Below are 26,116 nucleotides of genomic sequence, written 5' to 3'. Positions count from 1 at the left end.
CCGCCGATGACGGGGGCTGGACCCCGTATCGGGCCCAACCGCACCCGCCTAGAAGGCCCTCTCCCACCGTATGCCCACACCACCCGCACCGCCCAACAGTGTGGGGTCGCTTCCGGCGCTGAGCCCGGGGCCGCCTGGCGCATGTGGACCAGAACCACGCGCGCTCCGAGACGCACGCCGCCGCCAAGGCGATCCTCGTCCAGGCCCAGCGCGAGGTACCGATTGTGAACCACTGGGGCGGCGGGGCCGCTGGTCTTTGTCGTCCTGACGGACCGAGCGGAGGGTCAGGCTGGGTGCTCCTCCTCCTTACATGGGCACCTCGGCAAAGGAGCACAGTGAACCCATTCATCCCTCGCTGGCGCGGGCTGGTCACGACATGATCGCGGAGTTCAGCCTGAGAAGAAGAGAAGCTCCTGGTAAGCCCTGCTCGTCCTGGTCTACCTGCGCGAAGACGGGACGCTCGCCGAGATCAGCGCGGGTTTCGGACTTTCGGGGGCCGCCACCTGGAAGGATGTGGAGGAGACGATGCTGCTGCCGGCCCGGTCACCCGTGCTCGCCCAAGCACTGCGCAAGGCCACCCGGGGACGGACTGACCCGCGTGATCCTGGACTGGACGCTCATCCACACCGACCGACTGAAGGCCGACCGGCCCTACTTCCCCGGCAACATCGCGTGCACGGGATGAACGTGGTGATAGCCGGTCCGGAGGGTACGGTCCTGTGGACCTCGGGGCGCTGCCGGGCAGCGCACACGACCTGACCGCCGCCCACGTAATGGGGCAGTCTGCGCGAGCTTGAGAAAGCGGGGATCCTCACCCTTGCAGACAAGGGCTACCAAGGAGCCGACACCCCCGTTGTGATCACGCCCTACAAAGGCAGGAACAAGCCAGAGTCCCAGAAGCAGGCCAACCGGTCACACGCTCGCCTGCGCGCTCCTGGCGAACGCGCCAACGCCCAACTGAAATCATGGCGCATCCTGCACAAACTCCGCTGCAGCCCCAACAAGGCCAGCCACCTGGCCAAAGCGATCGTCGTCGTCATCCCGGCGCCCACGCTGGTCAGAGGCCTCGCGTCAGTCTCCTGACCGGCTGCGCCGGCGGGGCGTGGAGGCGGTGCCCCGTGCCGGTCGTCGTGGTCCAGCCGCTCCACCTGAAGCACACCGTCCCGATCGCCGAGCTGATGGCGGCGCGCGGCCGGCGTTGGACAGCCTGGTCGCCAAACCTCGGCGAGGTAGCCGCGACGGCCAGGTGCGGTCACGATGACGGCGCAGACCCTCAATGGGGACGTACAGGTGCCATTGAGGGTCCTCGTCGGTGTCGCGCCTGTGTAGGCCACGGTTCGGCGAGCAGTCGACCCCGGCTTGGAGGTTCGTGGTCACCGCACGGGTTGCCGACCCGCGCCCGCCGAGACTCTGTCGTCGGTGACGTCCCGGATCAGCTTGAGGTGCTTCACGTTGATGAATCCGTGCCGGAGTTCCACTCCTCCGACGTTTCCGCGGATCTCGGTGAAGCCGCGCCTCTTGCAGTCGGCCCACGGCCGCTGCCCGTGACTGAGGACGCCTACCACCGGCGAGTGCGCGTTCGGCCGCGTGTGGACCCTGAGCCCGTGCCGCGCGGTGACGAGGTACTCGCAGGTCCTGACTTCCGCCCGCGTCTCCGCGCTCGCGGTGCCCGCCAGGGCCGATCCGGTGACCGCCGCTCCCGCCACCATCAGGGCCACGACGCTTCGCGTTCCCATTTTCCCTCCTCGCTGTTGCTCGTTTTCACCAGTGGCCAGGGCCGAAGACCGATCCAGGTGCTCAGAACCCTGATCCGCTCGCCGGTCATCATGAGCAGGCCCGCGGGAACGATCCACCGGCTCAGACGTCACCTGGGTGTAGGCGATCGGTTCCTCCGCACCGGGCTGGGCACCCTCAGCGGTCAGTAGAGGATGTACAGGTGCCACTTCGGCTTGCCGTCCGTGCCCGTCCCGGATAGGCACGCCGCCGCCATGTAGCGGGGGTTTGAAGCCAGCACCCGCTTGCCGGCGCTGCGGCACTGGTCGTCGTGCCAGTAGCTCTTCCAGAAGTGCCAGCTCGCCTTCTTCGCAGGAGCGGAGCCGCTGGAAGCGGTGTCGGCCGCGTGTGAGGCGTCGACGGCGGAGGCCGCCTGCGTCGGCGCGGCCAGGGCGCCCAGCGCGAGCGCGAGGGCGGACCCCAGCATGACGGCCTTCCTGGTGATCGGCCCCCTCGCACGCTGGTGAGGGTCGGTAGCGCGCGCAGTCGGCCTGCGCACTGCGCCGGTGTTCATGGAATTCCCCTTTCGATGACTTTGCACGTCACTGCCGCGGCCTTTTGTGGCGGTGCGGCCGTGCGCTCAATCATCACCATCACTCAGGGGGAGCGTCATTGATGTCGAGTGCACGTTCATTGATTCTGAATGCAATCACACGCCATGACCCACCGAGAAACTCTGACGCACGATCAGATTCGGAACATAGGTCTGATTTCTCACCTTTTGTAAGCAGATCCGCCATCTTCCTGCGACCAGTGCAGGCGAGGCCAGGGGAGCAGACCACTTACGGACCGCAGGTGCAGCACTGTCGGTCATGGCGATATCATCGCACCGCATTTTTCTGGGAAGATGATCCTGGATTCTGTCGGAATCCACTCCAAGGTGATGGACCGGCACAAGCCAGTGAATGTCAGAGCGGTAACAATGCAAGGTGCACCGAGATGCTAGAGCAGCAGTGCAGTCTTGATCTGCCGGGTCCCGAGCGGTTCGATTGGTGGTGCGGTCTGGCCGCCCGGGAGGTCGTCCTCACCTACGTGCACAGCAACCACCGAACCGACTTCTACGCGGCCGTGAAGTTGCTGCGTTTCGGGTCCGCGAACGTGATGGAACTCGAGTTCGATGGGATGGGTGCCCGGCGCACTCCTCGGCTGATCGGGTACTCCGATCCTGAGCGATGGATGCTGACTCTGGTGTCCAGAGGGACCATGTGGGTCGAGCAGAGCCGCATTCGCGCCGATCCGGCACCCGGCGACCTGGTTCTGTACGACACGTCTCGACCGTATCAATCGGAGATCCTGGATCGGGGCGCCCCGTGTCGCACGGTTTTGCTGCAGGTGCCGAAAAACGCACTCCCGCTGCCCGAGCAGATTCTGCGGCCAAGGGTGGCGCACCCCATACCGACGATGTCCGGCACGGCGGCGCTGCTCCGCCGATTCCTGGAAGGTTCCCTCGAACACGCCGCGACCCTCACTCCAGGCGAATGCGCGCGCCTGGACACGGTGGCCATCGGTCTCATGGCCGCCGTCCTCGCGGCGACCGCCGACGCGGAACGCCTCGTACCGCCGCAGCACCGGCAGCAGGCGCTCGTGCAGCAGGCCAAGGCATACGCCCTCGGCAACCTCCACGACCCCGGCCTATCGCCCACGGCGATCGCCGAAGCGAATCATATTTCGGTGCGGTACCTCCATCACCTGTTCGGCCAGGACGGGCACAGCGTCGGTGAGTTCATCCGGCGGGAGCGTCTGCAGCGCTGCCACGACGACCTCGCCGACCCCCGGCTGAGAAACCGGACCGTCGCCGCCATCGGCGCGCGATGGGGCTTCCATGACGCCGCCGTGTTCAACCGGGCGTTCAAAGCAGCGTACGGAGTTCCCCCAGGCGAGCACCGCCGGCGGTGCTCGCCGCCACGACCAGGGCCATAACTCCCCGATGGCTAGTCTCCAGCCCGGCGCCGGTTCGAGCTCTAGCGGGACATGACCGCTCTCGAGGCCGGTTGCGACGATGATGGCGCCTTCGTGCGTCCAGAGCAGGCCGTTACCGCCCTCGAACGTCACGGCCTCGGGATCTCAGGGGCCAGCCTCGATGGTGAACTGCGAACAGCTGATGTCCAGCCGCAGAGTGGTGCGCCGCATGCGGCCCATCGTGCCGCTCATACCGCCACGTAGCCTGCGTGAGCTTGCGCGCGGGCGATCCCGACGGCCTGGTTATTGCTCATCATCACCATGCTGAGGTTCACGACCTGGCAGATCGAGGTGCCGATGTAGGACCTGCAGACCGCGGCGACTTCGGCCTCCACGGGGAAAGGTGGGCGATCACTCGATGGACCGCCGACATCACTCACCCGATGGAGAACACCTGCACCATCCGTTGAGCGTGCACGACCGTCGAGCCGGCTTGCCGAAGGGCACGTTGGGGTCGAGGGGGGCACGTCCGGGACGTGTTCAGCAACCTCGGGGCCTGGGAGTTGCGGTAATGGTGTATTTGAAGGTCTTCGCGCCGGGAGAGGTGCCGAACCTGGGTGCGAGGAGGGACGCGCGAGGCGGCACCGGAGAGGTCATGGTGGTGCCGAAATTGCTGTACGCCTCGAGCAGAGATGACCCGCCTGTTCCAGGGGAACCTCCGGCCGCATGATCGGCTGCGCGTGCGGGGTACCGGACGTGGCGGTCGTATCGGATCAGCTTGCCCGTGCGGTCGTCGATGAACAGGGTGACGGTGAGCACCGGATCGGCGCAGCGGGCCTCTGGCGAGGTGACCAGAGTGCGCCCGGTGGTGACGTCGAGCATCCCCACGAAGCGGTGGGCGGCGCGGAACTGGGTGCGCGCGGCGCCCAGGTCGTGGACATAGCCGACGGAGCTCTCGTACGGGGTCCACACGTCCCAGTCGTCGTTGTCTCTGACCCTCCAGGGTTTCCCCCGGCCTCCGAAGTCATTCCGGTCTTGTACCGGGATCAGCTCGTACCGGTCTCTGCCCATGTAGATCATGTCGATCCGGTCGGTGCGGCGGACGCCATCGGCACCGACGCTGTTCGACACTCCGGTGATCCGGCCGGTGCGCGTCCGGAAGTCGAGCACGCCGCCGGAAGAGACGTCGACGGAGCCCGCCTGGGATCGGCCGGTGGGGTAGATGTCGTAGCGGGAGGTCACCTGCGTCGTGGTGCGGTTTCGCAACCATCCGCGGAACTCGGCTAGCGCGTGCCGTTCCGCATCACTCGCGGACGGCAGATCACTCCCCCGCCCATGGTGCTCGCTGCACCCGGCGACGAGCACCGCACAGAGGACGCCCAGCGAGGACAGAAGGCCACAACGCACGCGATCGGTCCCCTTCGTGCCGAAGTCCTCGTGGGCAGCTCATACCAAGGGCTCGGCACCCGGCCACCGCGATCCCGCGACCGCCGTGCGGCCCGACGGTCTACGCGGTTACCGGCCCCCTCCGGCCCGCGCGCGAAGTCTTCACGCTGATGGTCAGAGCGTGCCCGGTGGGCAACAGGCCCAGACCGCGCAGCAGCACGGCGTGTTGGACGGTCCGAGCATCGTGACCACCGGCAGGAATGGCGGCCCTAGGGAAGGGCGCCTGGGGTCGTCCGCCTAAGCTCGACCCATGGCTTTGAGGTTCGGACTTCTCGGGACGGGTTACTGGGCGACCGAGACCCACGCTCCTGCGCTGGCGGCGTCGCCGGACGCCACCTTTGCCGGGGTCTGGGGACGTCGTCCGGACCGGGCCGAAGCCCTCGCCGGGAGATTCGGCGTCCGGGCCTACTCGGACGTCGACGACCTGTTCGCCGACGTCGACGCCGTGGCGATCTCCCTGCCGCCCGAGGTCCAGCTGCCGCTGGCGTTGCGGGCGGCCGCCGCGGGCAAGCACCTGCTGCTGGAGAAGCCGGTCGGCCTGTCGGCCACGGGCGCGGCGGCGGTGGCGCGCGAGGCGGCCTCGGCGGGCGTCGCCTCGGTGGTCTTCTTCACCTTCCGGTTCATCCCGGCGGTGGAGCGGATGCTGCAGGACGCCGTGGCGGAGGGCGGCTGGGACGGCGGGCGCGCCAACGTCCTCGCCTCGATCTTCGAGCCGGGCAGCCCGTACGCGGCGTCCGGCTGGAGGCGCACGCGCGGCGCCCTGTGGGACCTGGGCCCGCACATCCTGTCGGTGTTCCTGCCCGTCCTCGGCGAGGTCACCGAGGTGCAGGCCATGAGCGGCCCGCACAGCACCTCGCACGCGCTCCTGCGGCACGAGAGCGGCGCGGTCTCCACCATGACGCTCAGCCTGGACGCGCCCCCGGCGGCGGCCGGGATGGAGATCGGGTTCGTCGGCGGCAAGGGCGTCGTGCCGGTTCCGGTCGAGAACGTGTCCGCGGCCGAGCCGCTGGTCAGAGCGATCGGCAGGCTGGCGCGCAGCGCGTCCGAAGGAGGCGCCGACCCGTGCGACGCCGTCTTCGCCGCGAAGGTCAACGCTGTCCTGGAGGCCGCCCAGCGGTCGATGGAGGACGGCGGCACCGTCCCCGTCTCCTAGGCGAGGTCGAGCGCGGCTGGGCTGGCTGAGGCCGTCGGTATCAACGACGTTTCCCCTGCACCTTCCGCGGGCCGGGCCCGGTCTGGACGAACCAGCCGGCCGGGCTGGCGAGCGCAGTCGGCAGAGCCCGAGAGCTCCGCGGACGACGCCGGGGAGGAGAGCGGAGGCCACGCAACCGGGATGGCCCGATGCGGACGGCCGGATACGGACCCGGTGACCCAGGACGCCCGTTCGGAAACGGAGAGGAAGCGTCCGGGGCGCCGCTGGAGACCCATGGCCGGAGTGGAAAGGCGACGCGAACGGCGTCCGGTCGCGGACTGACGAGACGGGACCGCCGAGAATTGCCGTCGCCGGAGCGTGATTCGCTGCGCCGTTTCGGCGAACGGGCCGAAAAATGGGCGTCGACGAGCCCGAGAAAGGGCCGCCCGCTAATTCCCCGGCGCTCAGGCGGCCACTTCTCAACGGCAGAAGCCGCATCTACGTTGAACCTGGTCGTGACGGGTGACCAGCAGGCGGCGGGCGGAGCCGCGGACCGGGGGTGTGGCGGTGCCCGATCTACTTGTCGTTCCGGTTCGCCTGGACGCGCTGTGCCTGGAGCACGAGAAGGACGCGGTGCGGACGACGCCGGACTTCGCCCGGCTCCCGCATGTCGACCCCGTCTCGGGCGCCGACGTGCACGGCGACCTGCCCTACCTCAGCGAGATCCTGCTGCCCGACCCGTTCCAGGACGACACGGTGCGCCTGCGCCCCGGCGTCCACCTGCACTGGGCGCTGCCGGACGGCCTCACCCGGTTGGACCGGCGGCAGGACAAGACCCGGATTCCCGCGGTGCCGAACCGGTGGCTGGTCACCCGCAGCCAGGACAACGTGGTCGACGGCCAGTGGATCGTCGAGAGCGACGCCCTGTCCGACGTCGGCGACGGCGTCGTCTACCCCGTCACCGGCGGCCCTCGCCCCTTCCGCCGGCTCGGCCGCACGATCCCCCTGCGAGCCTGGGACGCCGACGCGGTGACCGACCGCCTGCCGCTGCTGTCCGTCGTCGGCTACGGCGAGCCGGCCTTCGCCGCCTGCTACGCCAACTGCCACAGCGTCTTCGGCTTCTACGACCCGCAGCAGCCGGGCATCCCGCCGGCGGGGCTGCGCTACGACGTGCTCGGCTGGTTCACCGACTCCGCGCAGGACGCCCTCACCCGGTACGCCGCCGAGCCCGACTGGCGCGCCGCGATCGAGAACGACCTCGGCTGGAACGTCCCGCCGGACGCCGTCCGGCCCACCGCCACGGTCTGCTACGCCCAGCTCACCTTCGCCGCCGCCGGCTCGACCGCCAACCCGCTGGTCTCCGGCACGGAGAACGGGGTCTACGTCGGCGGCACCGCGACCGAGGCGCTCGCGGCGCACCTGGGCCAGAAGCTGCCCGACGTCACCGCCGACGAGGTCGAGAACCTGCTGGAGTCCCTGGCGTTCGCCGAGTCGCTGGAGGCCCGCACCCTCGACCTGGACGCCAAGCTCGCCGGGGTCCGGCACGCCGACACCTTCCGCACTCTCGGCGGCGGGGTGGTGTGGACCGTCCGCCGCCAGGACGACACGTCCGCGCCGGAGACCGCGGAGGAGCGCCAGGCCCGCGAGAACCTGACGGTCCCCCGCTCGGTCGCGGACCCGCTGAGCGCGCTCAACGCCGCCCAGCAGGACCACGACCGCGCCCTGCGCCGCGTCGCCGGCCTGCGTGAACGCCTGTTCGCCGACTGGTGCCGCTACATGCTGTGCGCCTACCCCTACGAGGCCTCGCGGGACGCCTACCCCGACGCCGACGAGGCCCGGTTCTTCCTGGAACGGGAGCTCACGGCGCTCACCCTGGCCGTCGAACGGACCGAGGGCGCCGACGGCTCGACCGCCCGCGCCCTCGCCGACGCCCGTACCGCCCTCGACGCCGCCCTCAAGACGTTCAACGCGGGCTCTCCGGCCGCGGCGCGCAGCACCTTCACCGTCCAGCAGATCGCCGCCCCCCAGTTCTACGAGCCGGCCGAGCCGGTCGTCCTGCTGACCGGCCCGATCGCGACCCCGTCCAACCGGTACGGCGAGGACGGCGCGGACAAGCCCGGCGGTCTGGTCCCGTGCCACCTGCTGACCGGCGACGCCGCCCTCGGCACGCGGGAGGGCGTCACGGCGCTGCGGTCGCGCGTCGCGGAGATCTTCGCCGGTCTCGCCGCGGCCGACGCCTGGCCCACCGTCCGCGTCTGGAAGAACCAGCCGTGGCATCCGGTGCTGCTCCAGTGGGAGGCCGAGTTCTTCCCGGTCGGGACGGGCGGCAATCTGGACACCGGCCGCCGCGACTACGCGCCCGACTACGTCACGGCCAACTACGAGCTGCCCGCCACCGGCGTCGAGCTGCGCTCCCGGACCGGCCGCGAGGCCACCCGCAAGGCCGCCAACGTCTACACCGGCACCACGATCCTGTCGCCGAACGCCCGCCCGGTGCTGTCGGCCCGCGTCCTGACCTACCTGACCGGCACGGTCCTGCCCGCCTACAACGCGACCGCCGGCACCACGGTCACCGCCGAGCAGTTCCAGCGCGACCCGACCGCCGTCCTCGACGGCTACCAGGCCAAGGGCACCGACCCCCGGCTCAGGACCCTGATCCGGATGTACCGGGCCCTGGTCTCCGAGGAGGACAGCAACCTCTCCCAGGCGCTCAGCGGCTTCAACGACGGCCTGCTGATGCGGCGGGCGGTCCGCCAGCTCCCGGTCTCGGACCCGGTCGGCTTCCCCGACTACCGCGACTTCACCGCCCGGGTCGCCGCGGCGCTCGGCGAGGAGGCGCGGAACGCCCCGCAGCCGCTCGCCGACTTCAACCCGATCCGCGCCGGGGCGCTGCGGGTGCGGCGGGTGCGCGTCGTCGACAGCTTCGGCCTGTCCCGCGACGTCGACACTGCGGACATCAGCACGACCGCCCGCCTGCGGGTGCCGGGCCACCCCGACTGGGCGGCCCTGGCCCCCCGGCTGACCCAGCCCGCCCGCGTCGCCCTGCGCTGGCTCGACGCCGCCCACGACCTGCGGGAGAGCACCGTCCTGCCGGTGAGCTCGCCGGTCTGCGGCTGGCTGGTCCCCGACCATCTCACCGGCGGCCTGGACGTCTACGCCCAGGACGGCGCGTCGCTCGGCCGGCTGTCGACCCTCCCCGACGCCACGGGCGCCGCCCGCTGGACCCCCGCTCCCGGCGGGACGGTCCTCACCCCCGACCTGATCGCCAACGCCCACCTGCGCGCGACGGTCGCCCGGATCCGCGGCGCGGGCCCGGACGAGCTCGCGACGCTCCTCGGCACCTTCGAGGACGTCCTCAAGGAGATCGAACCGGCCGACACCACGGCCCGCCGGGGCCAGGCCGTCCTGATGGGCCGTCCGCTGGCCGTCGTGCGCGCCGCGGTCAACCTGGAGCTGGCCGGCCTGCCCGCGGTGCACCAGGACTGGAACGTCTTCCGCCAGGACCTGCGCCGCACCGCCCGCGAGACCAACGGCTTCACGATGGTCGACTTCCCCGTCCGGATCGGGGCGCCGGCCCGCCTGAACGACGGCGTCGTGGGCTTCTGGCGCGAGAACTCCGCCGGGACGCTCGCCGACCGCTTCGACCCGGCGGGCACCACCCTGAAGCTGGCCCTGGACAAGCCCGCCGCCCTGCTCACCCTGCTCATCGACCCGCACGGCCATGTCCACGCCACCAGCGGCATCCTGCCGACCAAGTCGATCAGCCTGCCGCCCGAGCACTACGCCGCCGCCCTCGCCGGGATGGAGGTCGACTTCCGGGTCGCCCCGCTGCTGGGCGATCTGAACGGGCCGGTCGCCGTGCCGGTGCCCGAGGAGGCCGGCCACCGGTGGTCCTGGCGGCAGCGCGGCCGGACCGGCTGGCTCCCCGACCGCGAACCCGCGGTCCCCCGACCCGACGCCGTGTTCCCGGCGGCCCCGACCGTACGCGAGGGCTGGCTGGCCCTGCGTACCGCGCCCGAGGAGGGATCAGCTTGACGGCCAAGCTCGTGCTGCACTGGAGCCTCGACCACACCACCGCCGACAACAAGATCCTCGACGACTCCGACGCGCATCTCAACGCGACGGTCCAGGGCACCGTGCAGAACCCCGCCGACGAGCGGTTCGGGAGCTGCCTGAAGCTCGGCGCCGGCCAGGGGCCCGTGCTCCTGGCCGACACCCCCCTGACCCGCCTGGCCACCTACACGATCGAGACGTGGGTCAAGCCCGACGCGGCCACCGGCGAGAGCGGCCTGCTCGGTAAGCAGGGCGGCGGCATCCGGCTGGCCCTGCTCTCCGACGGGAGGATCGAGCACCGGCACGGCGTGGCGGGCGGCGCGACGGCGACGGTCACCTCCGGCGCGAACGCGATCGCCTTCGGCCAGTGGCGGCACGTCGCGATCACCCAGGACGGCCGGCGCGCCCGGATCTTCGTCAACGGCGTGCAGGTCGCCGAGGGGCCGTCCGGGACCGTCCCGGTCGCCGACGACAAGCCGTTCGCGGTGTTCGGCACCGGCCTGCTGGCGCACGTCCGGGTCTACGACGACGCGCTGTCGGAGACCGAGATCCGCCGCGACATGGCCTCCGACGAGTCGTCGCTGACCGCGTTCGTCCGCACCCACCCGCTGGGGTTCCGTCTGGGCGGCGAGGACGGCCAGCCGGTGCTGTTCATCGACGACTCCCCCACCGGCCAGCCGATGATCCTGCAGATCACCAACAGCTCGCGTGACGACGTGGAGCTGGTGCCCGGTTCCGGCGCGGTCTCGGCCCAGGACCACCACTTCGCGCTGCGGCTGCGCCCGGGAACCCTCGCCCGCACCCCCGCGCCGTCCATCACCACGCCCGGCTGGACGCTGCGGCGCGACGGCGACACCCTCTACTTCCTGACCTCCAAGGCCGCCAAGCTGCCGCCCGGCGGCTCCATCGCCCTGCGCATCGACGGCATGAGCGCCGACGGGGCGGGCGGCGGCCGGGGCACCCGCGTCGAGCTGGACTACCGGCGCCTGCGGTACGTCGGCGAGACGCAGGAGCTGTCCGGCACCCGGCTGCAGTATCTGGAGATCGCCAACCACCGCGGACGGCGCGACCTCCCGCTGGACGTGTCGTTCGTCGGCGGTGCCCGGGTGCTGAGCGACGGCGTGACCGGCAGCGCGCTGCGCATCCAGATCGCCAACATCTCCCGCGACGCCGCCCTCCAGCTTCAGGCGGGCGATCCGGCGACGGCGTTCGTCATCTCCTTCGAGGTGCAGCTGTCCGGGGAGGCGACCCGCCGGTCGGCGCTGATCGCCGAGGGGGCGGTCGCGGGCGCCACGCTCGGCGTCGCCGCCTCCTCCGGCATCACCGCGTCCTGGCAGATCAGCCGCGACGAGCTCGGCCAGCGACTCCAGTGGACGATCAGCCCGAAGGCCGACGCCTCGCTCGCCGCGGGCGGCCGGATCGAGCTCCTGCTGGACGGCATCTACGCCCCGGCGTCCCTCGGCAACGCCCCGGTGATCGTGGAGTACCGCAACATCCCCGGGTACCAGGACGGCTTCGTCACGATCCTGGCCGAGAAGACCCCGCTGCTCTACACCGCGCAGCGCGTCGGGATCGGCACTTCGAACCCGCAGGGACGGCTGCACCTGCTCAATGAGGATCCGGCGGGGGACGCGCTGATCCTCGGTCCGCCCACCGGTACCCATCTGCGCGTCGGCTACGACGCCGACCGCACCTGGATCAAGGGCAACGGGACCAAGCCGCTGGCGGTCAACCCCACCGGTGGCAACGTCGTCATCGGCGGCACCAAGGCCGACGGCCGACTCCACGTCCTCAACACCCAGCAGAACGCCACCGGCGACACCCTGGTCCTCGGCCCCACCGACCAGAGCCATCTGCGGCTGGGCTACCACCAGGACTACACCTGGATCCAAGGCCGCGGATCGGCGTCGCTGCTGACCCTCAACCCCGACGGCGGCAACGTCGCGATCGGCACGACGTCGAGCACCAACCGGCTGACCGTCCTCGCGAGCGAGAACCATCTGATGCTGCGCCGTTCCACCAACGCGGCGGGCAAGGTGCTGTTCCTGGAGCTCTTCCAGGAGCCCGGTCCAGGTGAGGTCAAGCCCAGCATCAGGTTCCACCACGGCAACCAGTTCTGGCACCGCATCGAGGCCGGTTACGGCGGCTTCGCCTTCCGGACGGGTCACCTGCCCGACGACTCCCTCGTGGGCATCCAAGCCTCCTCCCTCCAGCTCGGCTCGATCGCGATCGGCGAGAACGAGCTGAGGATCCTCAGGCAGCTCGCCTCGGGCCAGCTCGAGTTCGACCTCTACAACGTGTACCAGGACGAGTACGCCTACGCCGCCGACTACAACCCCTACGACGGCGACCGCAGGTACGTCTGGACCTGGCGCCGCAAGGGCCGCGTCAACCAGGGCCGCTGGCGCATCCACTACCCCTCCTGAGGAGAGCCGTGCCTCCCAAACGCAAGGGCGACGACCTCCCGCCCCCACGCCCGAAGACCGCCCGGCTCCAGGCCATCGACAAGAAGGCCGAGGACGTCAAACGAGCCGCGCAGGAGGCCGCCGACAAGCAGGAGCAACTGCGGAAGGAGCGGGCCGAGAAGCTCGCCGCGCTCGGCAAGGCCCCGGACGGCACCCGCGGCGACGGCAACTTCCACGCGGTGTTCCTCAAGATGGGACAGGGCGACTGCACGCTGATGACCACGCCGCGGGGCCATGTGGTCATGCTGGACTGCGGCAGCGACTCCAAGGAGAACGAGGCCGAGAGCCTCTACAAGAAGCGGATCCACGACGTCATCTATGGCGAGAAGTTCCTGAAGACCAGCAGCGTCATCGACGTGCTGATCCTCACCCACCCCGACAGCGACCACTACAACCAGCTCAAGAAGATGCTGGACCCCGACGTGCAGATCGATTCCTACTACCACAGCTCCAACCGGGTGGACTACGCGGCCCAGCAGGTGAGCGGCTTCCTCGTGGAGAAGTGTCCCGTCGCCTACAAGGTCAACCACCACGACAACGCCGGTGCCCAGGTGATCGAGCTCGTCACCGCGGACGGCACCCAGAAGCTCAAGCTGCCCGACGCCACCAGCTCCGCCGTCCCCCGGCTCGACGGCAAGGGCGGCATCCTCGTGCACACCGAGGCGAACTGCACGATCTCGCTGCTGGCCGGCAACGTCAACAGGGTCGACCTGGACGACCACAGCAACCACACCAACCGGGGCAGCATCGCCACGCTCATCGAGGTGTTCGGCCAACGCATCCTCATGTGCGGGGACGGCACCATCAACACCGAGGCCTACCTGCTCCAGTACCACAAGGCGCGGCTGGCGAACCTGGACGTCGTCCAGGCCGGGCACCACGGCAGCATCAACACCTCCTCCTCCCAGGAGTTCGTCAAGCACGTGCGTCCCCGGCAGGTCGTCATCAGCGCCGGAATGAAGATCCCGCTGCACCACCTGCCGAGCTGGGAGACCATCACCCGCTACCAGGCGGTGATGGACCCGAGCCCCACGGACTACGCGGTCTCCGCCTGGGAGCCGGGTGCGATGGGGGCCTACGACCACACCACCCGCAACATCTTCGAGAAGATCTACATCACCGGCTCCCGTGGCACGTTCGAGTACACGGTCGAGGCCCCGAAGGCGGCGTCATGACGCCAGAGGAACTGCAGACCGCGATCCCGTCGGGCGGCCGGCTCGACCTGGACGTCACCGTCCTCGGCGCGCGGACCGCCGGACGTCTGCGCCCGTTCCTGCCCGGCGGTGTGCTCTCGCTCGCCGACGCCGTGCGGACCGCGACGGACGACGGCGTCACCCTGACCGGGACCGGCGTCAACGGCCCGTTCGACGGCATGGCGGTGACGGCCCGCTTCTCGGCGGGCGATCCGGTCACCGCGAGGCTCACCGCGACGGCCGGACCGGACTGGTCGTTCGCCCGCGCGTTCCGAGCCCTGCGGAACTCGGTGATCGACTCCTTGCGCTTCGAGGCGCCCGCGCTCGTCCTCGACACCTCCGTCACCACCTCCTCCCCCACCGCCATGGGGCCGGACGAGAGCTCGCTGGTCTTCGCGGGGAAACTCCTGCTCACCGGCCGGGCCGCCCTGCTCGACCTGCTGGTGCCCGCCGCGAGCCACGACATCACCGGCGAGATCACGATGGTCACGGGCCTGCCCGGAACCGACCTGCCGATCACCCCGGTCCCCTTCGTCGTGCTGCTCGGACCCGCGGGGGCGACCCGTGACCTCGGCCTCTTCACCCTGGAGAAGCTCCGCTACGAGATCTTCGGCACTCCCCGGTTCAACTACGACCTCCTCGACATGGACGTGGTCTGCGCCGTCTCGGTGACCGGGGTGCTGCCCGTCACCATCGGCGGGATGCGCCACGAGATCTTCGTCGGCACCGATTTCCGCGGCTGGAGCGACAGCGTCCTGCTCAGCGCGGACCTGCGCGACCTCGGTGACGCCCGGCTCAGCGACGTCGCGGCGATCCTGGGGCAGCCGGGCCTCGAAGCGCCGACGGGCACCTCGCTCTCGCTCCCGTTCCGGCCGACCGTCCTCAACCTCCTGCTGACGCCGTCGGCGTCGAGCGTCGTCCGGTACGTCACCCTCAAGCTGGAGACCGACGAGAGCTGGCCCATCGCCGGCCTGTTCACCCTCGACGCGCTCGACGTGCTGTTCCGGGTGGACGACCCCCTGTCCTCACCGCGCGTCTCCGCGCAGGTCCTCGGCCTGTTCGGCATCGGCACCGCCGGAACGCTGGAGATCGGCGCCGCCTACGACGACGGGATCACCCTGGGCGGCTCGCTGCGGGACGGCGACCCGCCGCTGAGCCTGCGCGAGGTGGCCCGGCAGTTCGGCGGGGTGCCCGCCGAGGCGGTCCCCGACCTGCGGGTGGAGAAGTTCGACCTGTTCGCCGCGCTGCCGAAGGGCGACCGTCCGCTGACCCTCCGGGGCCTGCTGGAGATGACCGGCGACTGGCGCATCACCGACCAGGTGTCCCTGACCGACGTCCGGGCCGAGATCACCCGCGAGAAGGACACGAGGTTCGCTGCGCGGGCCGGGTTCGTGGTCGGCCAGGTCGGGCTCGTCGTCGGCGCCGACTACGACCCGGCGCCCGAGAAGGGCTGGACCTTCGCCGGGGGGACGGGCGCCGGCCAGGCCATCCCGATCGGCCGTCTCATCGAGGACCTCGGCCGCCGGTTCGGCGACCTGACGCTGCCGCAGCCGCTGGCCGGACTGACCGTGCACGACGTCGAGGTGTCCTTCACCACCGGCACCAAGCGGTTCTTCTTCACCGCCGCGATGACGCTCCCGATCGACACCGTCGACCTCGAACTGAAGCTGGCCATCGACACCTACGCCCGCACCCTGGCGGGACGGGTCGCGGTGAGCGTGCCGACCTCCGCCGGGCCGCTGAACATGCGGCTGGACGCCCGCTTCGCCGACAGCGCGACCGCCAAGCGGTTCGCGCTGACCTACTCCCGCGACCCGGCCGACGCCACCCCGACCATCAAGGCGATCGTCGCGGCGATCTCCCCCTCGGCCGCCGCCTACGTGCCGGACTCGGTCACCGTCGACCTGCGCCGCGCGCTGGTCGCCGTCGACGGCGAGGGGGGCCAGACCGTCCGGCTGTTCTCGGTCGACCTCACCCTCGCCCTCGACCTGTCGAAGCTGCCGGTCATCGGCCAGCACTTCAAGGGCGGCCAGGTCTTCGGCCTCGACCCGCTGCGGCTCCTGGTCTCCTCCGCGCCGCTGAGCGCCGACCAGGCCTCGGCGCTGGAAAAGCTGCTGCCCGCCGGGACGGGCGGGCTCCCCAAGGGGCCGATCGCGGCCGGCTTCAGCGTCGACGGGGTGCTCCGGCTGGGCGGTCTGGAGACCCCGATGAACCTCCCGGCGACCGCGCCCGGCACCACCCCGGCGCCCGCCGCGCCCGCCCCCGCCGACCCGGCGCAGACCCTCACCGGCGACAACTCCCTGTGGCTGAAGGTCCAGAAGGGGTTCGGGCCGATCCACGTCGAGCGGGTCGGCCTCGCCTACGAGCACGATCCGGGGCAGCCGGCGCGGATCGCGCTGATGCTCGACGCGTCCATCTCGATGGCGGGCCTCACCCTGGCCGCCGACGGGCTCGGCATCGAGTTCGCGATCTCCGATCCCAAGGCCGCTCCGTCCTTCGAGCTGCGCGGCCTGTCGCTGGACTTCAAGGGCGGGCCGATCCAGATCAGCGGCGCGTTCCTGAAGAGCAAGGTGGTCTACGCGGGCCGCACCTACAACGCCTACAGCGGGAAGGCCGTCATCCGCACGCCGATCCTGGCGATCGGCGCGATGGGCTCCTACGCCCAGCTCGACGAGGGCCCCTCGCTGTTCGTCTACGCGTTCGCGAACTTCCGGATCGGCGGCCCTCCGGTCCTCCAGCTCCGCGGCATCGCGGCCGGGTTCGGCTACAACCGGCGGCTGATCGTGCCGCCCGTCGACAAGCTCGTGCAGTTCCCGCTGGTCGCCGAGGCCGTCGGCGACCTGGTGCCGACCGACTCCGCCGGTGAGCTCCAGCGGCTCAACTCCTACCTGCCGCCGTCGGTGGGCGACTACTTCCTGGCGCTGGGCGTCCGGGCCGTGATCTGCGAGATGCTCGACGCGTTCGTCCTGGTGACCGCCGCGTTCGGGCACCGCTTCGAGTTGAACGTGCTCGGCATGACCACGCTGGTGCTGCCCGCCGAGGACGCCGCCGACGCCACCCCGGTCGCGGAGATCCAGCTCGCCATCAAGGCGACCTTCGCGCCCGACGACGGCTACCTGTCGCTCACCGCGGTGCTCACGGAGAACTCCTTCCTGCTGTCGCGCTCCTGCCATCTGACCGGCGGGTTCGCCTTCGTCACCTGGTTCCGCGGCGAGCACTCGGGCGACTTCGTGGTGAGCGCGGGCGGTTACCACCCCCGCTTCCCGGTGCCCGACCAGTACCCGGTGGTGCCCCGGCTCGGCCTCAACTGGAAGATCTCCGACAAGCTGTCGATGAAGGGCGGCGGCTACTTCGCGCTCGTCCCGTCCGCGATCATGGCCGGCGCGTCGGTGTCGATCAACTACGACGACGGCGCGCTCCACGCCTGGCTCGACGCCTCCATCGACTTCCTCATCTCCTGGCAGCCCTTCCGCTACGACGCCGCGCTCCACCTCGGCATCGGCGTCAACTACACCTTCTGGCTGTTCGGCAGCCACACGATCTCGCTCTACCTCGGGGTCGACGTCCGTTTCTGGGGGCCGGACTTCGGCGGCACCGCCACCCTCGACCTGAAGATCATCAAGTTCACCATCTCCTTCGGGGCCGCCGAGGCCGGGCCCGCTGCCCATCCCCTGGAGCCGGTTCAGGAAGACCCTCCTGCCCGAGAAGTCGAAGATCGCGACGATCTCCCCGCTCGGCGGCTCGGTCCGGCCCGGCAGCGGCACCGACCTCGGCGTGCTCAACCCGATCGAGTTCTCGCTGGTCACCGATGTGCAGATCCCCTCGACCCGGGCACGCGCCGGAGGGCGGGCGCTGCCCGACGTCGGGGCCGGGTTCGGGGTGGCCCCGGTGGGCCGCAAGGCCGACTTCGGCTCCGAGCAGACCATCCGGATCACCCGCGCCGGAGTGGCGGCCGAGCAGTACTTCACCTTCGTCCCCCTGCGCAAGAACCTCCCGGCCGCGCTGTGGGGCCAGGAGACCAAGGCGACCCTGGACCGCGAGCGGCTGGTGAAGGACCTGCTCACCGGCTTCACCGTGCTCCCGGCCCCGGTCCACGAGCCCGCGGCCCGCCCCGCGCTCGACCGCACCGCCCTGCAGTCGCTCACCGCCCTGTTCACCGAGCCGGACGCCTTCGCCTGGCACCCCGTCCAGAGCTCCGCCGTCGACGAGGCCGACCCGCAGGCGCGCGCCCGGCGGATCGCCGGCACCGTCAACGCTCCGGCGACGGCCGCCGCCCGCTCGGCACTGGCCCGGACGCTGATCCCCGGCGCCGAGATCGACCTCGCCGGTCTCGACGTCACCGCCTTCGAGGAGACACCCCAGGTGGCCGCACATGCCTGAGCAGATCACGTTCGTCGGCCACCAGAGGCCGGGCCTTCCGTCGGGCGACTACCACATCACCGTCGAGCAGCGGATCGACCTCGATCCCGAGCCTTTCACCGCCTCGCGCACCTTCTCGGTGGCGGGTGACCGCTTCTCCCTGCCGCAGGCGGCGGTGCTGTCGGTGTTCCCGCCGGACGGCAGCCTCGGCGACCACTCCAACGTGCTGCCGCACATCGTGCTGAAGCGGCCGTCGCTGCCGTGGGAGCGGGAGCCGGGCGGCACCGCCGGAAGCACTTCGCCGTGGCTGGCCCTGCTGCTGTTCACCGACGCCGAACGTCCCCGGCCCCGGACGGTGACCCGGGCGGAGCTGACCCGCGGCACCGCGTCCATCCCCGAGCCCGCCGCCGAGCGGCTGGAGCCGTCCGACGAGAAGATGACCGTCATCGACGTCCCGCGCTCGCTGCTGGCCGAGGTGCTGGGTGAGCTGTCCGACGTGCGGAACCTGCCCTACACCGCGCACGTGCGGCGCGGCGAGGGACCCGACGCCGCCCTCGTCATCGGCGGACGGCTCCCCCCGGCCGGGCAGTCGTGCACGGTGCACCTGGTCTCCCTCGAAGGACGCTACGACGCCTCGGGACAATTCGCCTACGGCAGCGCCGCAGGAGACTCCGAGGTGCGGCTGGTCTCCCTGTACAACTGGCGGTTCGCCTGCGCCGACACCGAGCAGACCTTCGCGACCCTGGCGCGGAAGCTGGGCCGCAGCGGCGCTCCGTTCCGGCTTCCCCGGATCGGCGATCCGACCGCCGAGCCCTTCCTCGACCAGGGCCTCGTCCCGGTCCGGCACGAACTGCTCGAAGGCGGCCGCACGGTCTCGTGGTACCGGGGGCCGTTCGCCACCGGACCGGTGGACGGCGAGTCCGTCACCCCGGTCCGCAGCCCCGACCGGCTCCTGCGCTACCACCCGGACACCGGCATGTTCGACGTCGGCTACGCCTCGGCCTGGCAGCTCGGCCGGCTGCTGACGCTGCGCAGCGCGGGCATCGCCACCGAGCTGTACGAGTGGAAGCGGCGGCGCAGCCAGCACCATCTGCGCGAGGTGTCCTCGGCCTACCCGCTGGCGGTCACCGAGATCGACAGTTCCTGCCCGGCACCGGTCGCGACGTTCCTCAACGACCTGAGCCTGCTGCGCGGCGTCCCGTTCCCCTATCTCGTCCCCGACGAACGGCTGCTCCCCACCGAGTCGATCCGGTTCGTCACCCTGGACACCCTGTGGCTGAAAGCCCTCATCGACGGGGCGTTCAGCATCGGCAGGCTGGGCGCGGCCGACGCCGCTCTCGACCGCCTGCATCCGCCGCCCGTGAAGTACCCCCGCACCACCGGAGTGCTGATCCGCTCCGACCTGGTGTCGGGCTACCCCGACCTGCTCATCGACGCCTACCCGGGCGCGCGGGCCGACCAGCCGTTGCCCGTCGTCCGCCGCGACAAGCTCTCCGCGAACATCATGCTCTGCCTGTTCCGCGGCGACATCGCCCGGCTGGACGTGCACCAGCGGCCCGAGAGCCTGCACTTCGCCATCGAGCCGGACGGCACGAACCGTTTCGGCAAGGCCCTGCGCAACGCCTCCGGCGGTCCCGGCCCCGACCTGGCGCTCCTGACCTACGGCCCGCGCCGCACGATCCCCCTGCGCACCCTCGCCGACGCCATGGCCGACGCCCTGTCCATCGCGCGCGCCGACTTCGGACCGGGCGACTTCGCGCGTCAGATGATCGAAACCGCCGAACGCGTCACCTACCTGGCCACCGGAATCACCCCGGCGTGACTCAGGCCGGCTCCTCCGCTTCCGCCGGAGCCTCCGCGAGCTGCGCCTGCGCCTGCTCCTGAATGAGCCGCACCAGCTCGTACACCCGCGCGTAAGGCATCTGCCCCAACGACTCCAACACCAGATTCGCCTCCGCCACCGACAACGAAAGTGTAATTCGCGGCTCTACCGACACCCGTTTCCCCTCTCAACACCGACTTCCCCACCCTATCCGCCCTTTGCGCAACGCATAAGGCATCAGCGCAACCGTTCAGCGGCTGGACACCACTGGACCATCACGAATGGCGGGAGCCTAATCCGACAGACCAATTTCTGAGGGCGATCGGGCCTGCGGAGGCGGCGATCGAGAGCTCCTCATTTAACGATGGTTCCTTGAAGGCCGTTCAAGGCACTAGCCTGCCCAGGTGGTCCAGTCCCCAACATCGAAGATGATCAGTCGCCTCGTTGATGGCCAGATCTGTGCATACGCGCTGACACCCGAGTCCTGGGGGCTGCTGTCTCCCCTGGCAGTGTTCCGGCCGTCGTCCGAAGACCGCGTCGTCGAGCACGCCGTGTTCGCTGACGGTAAGAGGGCCGTCTACACGACGTTGAACGCGGCCGTCTGTGTCACCGATACCGGTGATGAGGTCTGGCGGTATGCATTCGAGCCGCAGTCGGATCAGGTGCACGGGCATCGGCCCGGGTGTGTTCTGTCGGCGGACGAGAAGGTGGTGTGGGTGTACCGGCCCGACGCGATGGCCGGACGTGACCGTCCTGATCAGTGGATCGCGCTGGACGCCTCGATCGGAGAGCTCCTCGGCCAGCAGGACTTGGAGACGGTTGGGCACAGTGGGCAACACCTGACGCACCCGTCGGACGGCCACGTCCTACTGGACGTCGGCGAGGGGCAGGACGGTACGGTCATTTACCGCGCGTTGCTGACCGCCGGCGGGATCTCTCTTGACCGCTACCCATGGGACGACCGGTGTCTCATCGATCTCGCTCCTGATGGGGGCCGGTTCCTAACGGTCGGCCACGATCAGGCCGACGCCGCCATCCACGCCTACCCGGGCGGCGAGGTGCTCCTGGAGCTGCCGGTCGAGGCATTCTTGCCCATCGAGGACGTGACCGACGAGACTCCCGAGTTCTACCTCGAATGGGCCGGCGGATTCCTGACGCCCGACTCCGTGGTCGTCGTGCTGACGGGCGAAACCGAGGACGATCCGGAATGGTCGCGCAGCTACCGTGTCGACCTGCGCACCGGTGAGATCGAGGCACGGTTCGACGGCCACAACGAGCACCCCTACGACCTCCAGCCGCTGGGAGACGCCTCCTGGCTCACCACCGACCCGGCCGGCCACCCGATTCGTTGGTCACAACCATGAGCGGCCTGTTGCGAGGAGCGCCGCCCAGCGAAACGCCAGGTGTTCAGCAGCCGTCGACCAGGAGGGCTGGTAGTGGCGCTTGGTCCGCATGCACGCCACCGGCGACTACACCATCGCCGAGCTGATGGAGGTGTTCTCCATCAGCCGAGCCACCGTCTACCGGGCCCTGGCCCGATCACAGAACTCGGGGACCTCGGCATGACCGACTCTCTGCTCCTGGCGCTCATAGGCCAGGAGATGACGTCTGTGATCTTCGTACGGGACTACCTGCAACTGGACTTCGACGGGCCACGGCTGTCGCTGTTCGTGTGGCCGCAGGTCACCACCGACGCGCAGGCCCGCCAGATCGGCGACCCCGGCTACCGCGACAGCCTCTGCTCCCTCATTGGCCACCCCGTCCGAGCCATCGACGAGAATCCAGGCACCGGACTCGCCCTCCACTTCGACTCCGGTTCCATCGTGGCCAACCCTGACCCTTCCCAGCTCGAAGGGCCAGAGATCGCCATGCTCAATGGCATCGCTGGCAGCACCGGCTGGATGGTGTGGCGTCCAGGCGAATTCCCCTTCGACGGCCCTCGAGAGCGTCATAGCCACACCCGGCGAGTCAGCAGCCAAGACCTTCCTATCGCCCACGCGCCGCGACCCGATCGGACCCTCATGCGGAAAGAACCAGCCCCATCCGATCTCTCCCCCGACATGGCCGTCCGCAGCAGTCCCGCCACGGCGCTCCAGGCAGGTGGGGAGCTCAGTGAAGCACAAGCCGAACGCGACGCGCTCCGCCGCGAGCTCGGTGATCTGCGAGCGCATCTGTGCCTCGCGCTCGGGCTGTTGCGTCGTGAACCCGGCCCCGAGGGCCTGGAAGTTCTGAGCGTCGCCAGCGACAAGGAGATCCTCGCCGCCGTGCGGCGCCTCATCGTCGATGCCCTACCCCCAGAAGCGGACAACGAGTCCCGGTGGACTCTCATCGACGATGAGATCTTGGCTGGGCGGAAGATCGCAGCGATCCAGCGCATCCGCGAGGAGTTCGGAGGCAGTCTCCACGATGCCCTGGACACCCTCGTCCAACGTTACGACCAGCTCCGCCGCCTACGCCCTGACCAGTTCGCCCAGGACGCGGACACCTACTGGGAAGGCTTCTACTCGTAGTCGGCAATCACCCAACGCTGTGCGCAGGTCTTCTGACATCCGTGCAGAGGTCTTCTGAGACCGACACCGGGAAGAATCAGACACTGTGAGACACAGATCGTCCCGGAAGTCGTTCCACAAGAAATGTTCCAGAAAGGCCGCACGAAGGCGACTTTCGGTACGCTCGGGGCATGGGAACCGGCAGCGATCATGCTCAGGGTGGGATGGAACTCGGGTACGCCCGCGTCTCCACCACCAAGCAATCCCTCGAACGCCAACTCGACGCCCTGGCCGCTGCCGGGATTCCTGACGATCGGGTCTACGTCGACAAGAAGACCGGCACCACCATCGACCGCGACGGGCTGAACGCTCTGCTGGCCTATGCCCGGTCCGGCGACACCGTCATGGTCCACCCCCTGGACCGAATCGGCCGGAATCTGCGCGAGGTCCTCAATCTCGTCCACGACCTGGCCGAGCGCGGCATCGGCGTCCGGTCGCTGGCCGACCCGCTGCCCATCAACACCGCCGATGAGGGCATGGCCCGAATCGCTTTCCTGCTACTGGCGTTGTTCGCCGAGATGGAACGCACCTTCACCGCCGAACGCGCAGCCCACGCCCGAGCCGTCGCTGAGGCAGGCGGGCACCAGACCGGCCGGCCCGTGGCTCACCCCGAAGGCGAGATCGAATACGCCCGGCTGTGGAAGGCCCAGGGCGGCTCACTCGGGAAGATCGTCGCCAAGACCGGCATCCCCGAGACCTCCCTGCATCGCTACCTGGCCACCGGCTCTGAGAGCAGCCAGTGAAGACCGGTTCAGATCAGCCTGGCCGCGGGCTTGCCCCGGCGTTCAGGGCCGGAGCCGTTGTCCGCGCCTTGCTTGCGGTGCAAGGCGGGTACTGGGCGGTCATGATGGCCCTGGCGGCCATCAACGACCTGCACACACCAGCGCTCCTGTTCACCGGTGCGGCCGCGGTCGTCTCGCTGGTGCTGGCGGGCACGCCCCGGCCGACCCGGGCGGCAGCGCGGGTCCTTGCCCTGGCGCTGACGGTAACGCTGGAGATCGTGGTCGCGGCCCTCGCCGCACTCGCCCTCCTAGCGCTCGTCGTGTTCTACCTTCAATCCGAAGATGGGCCGGTGTCGACCACGTTGCTGCTGGTTCTGGGCTCGCTCGGGGGATGCGGGGCGCTCGCCGCGATCACCGGCTGGCACCTGCGCCCGGCTCCCCGGGCGAGCTCGCATGAGACCAAGCGAGCGGGCTGAGTACCCTCCCATAGATCGTCCGAGGGCGGCCGGGATTCTGGCCGACGACATGCCCGTGCAGAGTACTTCAGGAATCTTTGCAGTCGACTTCGGTAATCAACACGTTTCGAGTGTCGCCGCCTAGATTAGGGCCTGTTTTGTGGATCTGGGTCTTTGGGTTGTGGCTTGATGGTGGCCAGAGTGCATCGACACGAGTTGACCGATGCGGCCTGGGCGCGGATCGAGCCGTTGCTGCCGGTGAGGTCGTCGAACGCTGCTTCAACCAGCTCAAACGCTTCCGTGGCCTGGCCACCCGCTACGACAAAAACACGCCCTGGCTAGGACGAGGGGTCCCGGTTCCGTCTCAGAACCGGCTCGGGGCCACTGCCCCGGAACCGACCGTTTCCGCGGCGGCCCGCGAGGAGGATCGGAACGGCCAGTAGCGGGGCTCGGCCGCGTGACGCAGCGCGTCGCTTTCAGGCGTCGCCGAGACCACATTTTCTGGACGCAGGTTCCTGGACGGAATCGCCGCTGGTCGTTGGGGTGTCCGGAAAGGTAGACGTTTCTGGACGGCTTTCGACGAGGCACTGATGACGGTCTGGGCGTACGCGCGGGTCTCCACCCGCGAACAGAACCCGCAGCTCCAGCTCGACGCCTTGGAGGTCAGCGGCTACGACGTGCTGGTCACCGAGAAGGAGTCGGGCAGGCGCGGCGTGGCCCGGCCCGAATGGGAGGCGCTGCTGGGCCGTCCGCAGGCCGGGGACACGCTGAGAATGGGAGGCGCTGCTGGGCCGTCCGCAGGCCGGGGACACGCTGAAGTTCTGGAAGTCCGACCGGTGGGACCGCTCGGCCGGGCACGTGCTGACCACGGTGACCGAGCCGCGCGAGCGCGGCGTCAAGGTCATCAGCCTGACCGAGAACTTCGACCTGGACACCCAGGAGGGCCGGCTCATGTTCGCGGTCCTGGCTTGCAGCCGCCGAGTACGAGCTGGAACTGCGCGCCGAACGCCAGGCCGAAGGCATCGCCGCCGCCAAGCGCCGTGAAGCCGAGGGGATTTTGCTGCCGGGCAAAAAGCACACTGGTCGGCCCCGCGCCGTCGGGCCGGCCGAGCTGGCCACGTTGCGGCGCCTGGTCGCCGAGGGGACCAGCGTCACCGAGGCCGCGCGCACGTTGAAGATCGGACGTTCCATCGCCTATGCCGCGCTCTCCGGCCTGTCAGGAGACGATCGTTGAGAAGGCGGTAACTCCGCCCCGTCAACTCGTTAACGCCACTGGCCAAGTGGTCGCTGCTCAGGCCCGCCTCCCCGGCTAGGACTACGCGTTGGGCGTCACAGCCACCACCGGCCAGCTCCTGGACTACTGCCGGACCTTCGACGCCATCCCCAGCCCAGCGCAACTACCTCGAGGGCGCGGATCAGCTGAGCCCGCGGCTGCTCCCGACCTCGCTCATCACCTGGCGCGGCTCGGAACCTCTTCCGCCGACATCCGATTGGTTGACGCTCTCAGTGATCGGGGAGTCACTGAACGTGAAGATCGATTGCATGCGCGCGTCAGCCGCCGTTGCCGTGACCATGGCCATCGGAACGGTCGTTCCCGTGGCTTCCGCCTGGGCGCAAGCCACGTCACAGACGCTGGCGTTCACCGGGAGCCCCCAGCAGTACACCGTTCCCGAGGGGGTGCAGTCGGTCCGCGTGGACGCTTATGGAGCGTCGGGCGGCGGACCCGGGCCGAACGGAGGCGCCGTCGGGGGGCTGGGCGCCCAGGTCACCGGGTGCCTGGCGGTGAGCGGCGGCCAGGTGTTGGACGTCATCGTCGGCGGGGCGGGCGGAAGTGCCAGTGCGGCCGGATCAGATGCCGGCGGGTACGGGGGCGGCGGCGCCGGTGGTCAATTCGGCCAAAATGGCGGGAACGGCGGTGGCGGCGCCACCTGGGTGCGCTCCGGATCCACCGACCTGGTCGTCGCCGGAGGGGGCGGTGGGGGCGCGGCCGCTTCCGGGCCAGGGGCCACCACCGTCGTCGGGGGTGACGGCGGCGCGACCGGCACGGCCGGAGCGCCGCGCCTGAGTTCGTTCAACGGCGCTCCCGGCGAGGCAGGCGGCAACGGGGGCGCGGGCGGCGCGGCAGGCGAGGGCCCGCGGCCGGATCTGAGCGGCATGGCCGGCTCGGCGGGGCAGGGCGGAGCCGGGGCGTCGTACGGGACGGGCTACTACCAGGCCGGCAGCGGCGGGGGCGGCGGTGTCGTCGGCG

Annotated in this window: 18 protein-coding genes and 3 pseudogenes; 17 read left to right on the top strand and 4 right to left on the bottom strand. The window is 70.1% G+C overall.

Going from position 1 to position 26,116, the window contains the following annotated elements; translation table 11 throughout:
- The first annotated feature begins 134 nt into the window (after positions 1-134).
- Positions 135-380: a Tn3 family transposase gene (locus DZF91_RS43125; RefSeq protein WP_117357312.1), complete on the top strand. Its 246-nt coding sequence runs from the start codon at positions 135-137 to the stop codon at positions 378-380.
- Positions 381-420: 40 nt separating this feature from the next.
- Positions 421-1,083 (top strand): annotated as a pseudogene (locus DZF91_RS41925) (transposase family protein); the annotation flags it as partial.
- A gap of 290 nt (positions 1,084-1,373) precedes the next feature.
- Here the strand turns inward: DZF91_RS41925 and DZF91_RS10665 are convergent.
- Both DZF91_RS10665 and DZF91_RS10660 read right to left on the bottom strand, forming a co-directional pair.
- The gene (locus DZF91_RS10665; RefSeq protein ID WP_147341099.1) at positions 1,374-1,736 is read right to left on the bottom strand and encodes a hypothetical protein; all 363 of its coding nucleotides are present in this window, start codon (positions 1,734-1,736) and stop codon (positions 1,374-1,376) included.
- A gap of 182 nt (positions 1,737-1,918) precedes the next feature.
- A complete protein-coding gene (locus DZF91_RS10660; RefSeq protein ID WP_117357309.1) occupies positions 1,919-2,200 on the bottom strand; it encodes a hypothetical protein in 282 nt (93 codons plus the stop codon).
- 512 nt (positions 2,201-2,712) lie between these two features.
- Here DZF91_RS10660 and DZF91_RS10655 point away from each other — a divergent pair.
- Positions 2,713-3,693 carry a helix-turn-helix domain-containing protein gene (locus DZF91_RS10655; RefSeq protein WP_158587908.1) on the top strand — a complete coding sequence of 327 codons (981 nt, stop codon included), beginning with the start codon at positions 2,713-2,715 and terminating at the stop codon, positions 3,691-3,693.
- Between the two features lie 227 nt (positions 3,694-3,920).
- Here the strand turns inward: DZF91_RS10655 and DZF91_RS39665 are convergent, their stop codons facing one another.
- Together DZF91_RS39665 and DZF91_RS10650 are read right to left on the bottom strand one after the other, a co-directional pair.
- Positions 3,921-4,067 (bottom strand): hypothetical protein, encoded by a 147-nt coding sequence (locus DZF91_RS39665; protein WP_158587907.1) that lies wholly within the window; start codon positions 4,065-4,067, stop codon positions 3,921-3,923.
- Between the two features lie 145 nt (positions 4,068-4,212).
- Positions 4,213-4,914 (bottom strand): hypothetical protein, encoded by a 702-nt coding sequence (locus DZF91_RS10650; protein WP_147341098.1) that lies wholly within the window; start codon positions 4,912-4,914, stop codon positions 4,213-4,215.
- A gap of 454 nt (positions 4,915-5,368) precedes the next feature.
- Between DZF91_RS10650 and DZF91_RS10645 the strand changes: the two genes are divergently transcribed.
- The 14 genes and pseudogenes from DZF91_RS10645 to DZF91_RS38855 all read left to right on the top strand — a co-directional run.
- Complete coding sequence (locus tag DZF91_RS10645; RefSeq protein ID WP_117357306.1) at positions 5,369-6,271, top strand: Gfo/Idh/MocA family protein; 903 nt, start codon at positions 5,369-5,371, stop codon at positions 6,269-6,271.
- 546 nt (positions 6,272-6,817) lie between these two features.
- Entirely contained in the window at positions 6,818-10,285 is a 3,468-nt protein-coding gene (locus tag DZF91_RS39660) for a hypothetical protein (RefSeq protein WP_158587906.1), read from the top strand.
- On the top strand, positions 10,282-12,729 hold the full coding sequence (locus tag DZF91_RS10640) for a LamG domain-containing protein (protein WP_158587905.1): 2,448 nt from the start codon (positions 10,282-10,284) through the stop codon (positions 12,727-12,729). Before DZF91_RS39660 ends, DZF91_RS10640 begins: the two co-directional genes overlap by 4 nt.
- Positions 12,730-12,737: 8 nt before the next feature.
- Positions 12,738-13,943, top strand: coding sequence for a ComEC/Rec2 family competence protein (locus DZF91_RS10635; RefSeq protein ID WP_117357304.1), 1,206 nt, complete (start codon positions 12,738-12,740; stop codon positions 13,941-13,943).
- Positions 13,940-18,565: a DUF6603 domain-containing protein gene (locus DZF91_RS39655; protein WP_158587904.1), complete on the top strand. Its 4,626-nt coding sequence runs from the start codon at positions 13,940-13,942 to the stop codon at positions 18,563-18,565. The genes DZF91_RS10635 and DZF91_RS39655 overlap by 4 nt, the downstream gene beginning before the upstream one ends.
- Before the next feature lie 1,981 nt (positions 18,566-20,546).
- Positions 20,547-21,506, top strand: coding sequence for a hypothetical protein (locus DZF91_RS10620; protein WP_117357302.1), 960 nt, complete (start codon positions 20,547-20,549; stop codon positions 21,504-21,506).
- Between the two features lie 79 nt (positions 21,507-21,585).
- Complete coding sequence (locus DZF91_RS10615; RefSeq protein WP_328589155.1) at positions 21,586-21,708, top strand: helix-turn-helix domain-containing protein; 123 nt, start codon at positions 21,586-21,588, stop codon at positions 21,706-21,708.
- Positions 21,705-22,652, top strand: a complete 948-nt coding sequence (locus tag DZF91_RS41075) for a hypothetical protein (RefSeq protein WP_199486538.1) — start codon at positions 21,705-21,707, stop codon at positions 22,650-22,652. The genes DZF91_RS10615 and DZF91_RS41075 overlap by 4 nt, the downstream gene beginning before the upstream one ends.
- Positions 22,653-22,822: 170 nt before the next feature.
- Positions 22,823-23,434 (top strand): recombinase family protein, encoded by a 612-nt coding sequence (locus DZF91_RS10605; protein WP_117357300.1) that lies wholly within the window; start codon positions 22,823-22,825, stop codon positions 23,432-23,434.
- A gap of 101 nt (positions 23,435-23,535) precedes the next feature.
- The gene (locus DZF91_RS10600; RefSeq protein WP_147341097.1) at positions 23,536-23,889 is read left to right on the top strand and encodes a hypothetical protein; all 354 of its coding nucleotides are present in this window, start codon (positions 23,536-23,538) and stop codon (positions 23,887-23,889) included.
- Between the two features lie 569 nt (positions 23,890-24,458).
- Positions 24,459-24,626: pseudogene (locus tag DZF91_RS43120) on the top strand (recombinase family protein); the annotation flags it as partial.
- Between the two features lie 25 nt (positions 24,627-24,651).
- On the top strand, positions 24,652-24,912 hold the full coding sequence (locus DZF91_RS43115) for a recombinase family protein (protein ID WP_117357298.1): 261 nt from the start codon (positions 24,652-24,654) through the stop codon (positions 24,910-24,912).
- A 13-nt stretch (positions 24,913-24,925) separates the two neighbouring features.
- Positions 24,926-25,102, top strand: coding sequence for a helix-turn-helix domain-containing protein (locus DZF91_RS43110; RefSeq protein ID WP_407920902.1), 177 nt, complete (start codon positions 24,926-24,928; stop codon positions 25,100-25,102).
- A 260-nt stretch (positions 25,103-25,362) separates the two neighbouring features.
- A pseudogene (locus DZF91_RS38855) lies at positions 25,363-26,116 on the top strand (hypothetical protein); the annotation flags it as partial.

Source organism: Actinomadura logoneensis (genome assembly GCF_003428695.1).
GTDB classification, from domain to species: domain Bacteria; phylum Actinomycetota; class Actinomycetes; order Streptosporangiales; family Streptosporangiaceae; genus Spirillospora; species Spirillospora logoneensis.
The sequence above is the reverse complement of the archived record's forward strand: the minus strand, read 5'-3'. Positions and strand labels throughout refer to the sequence as shown.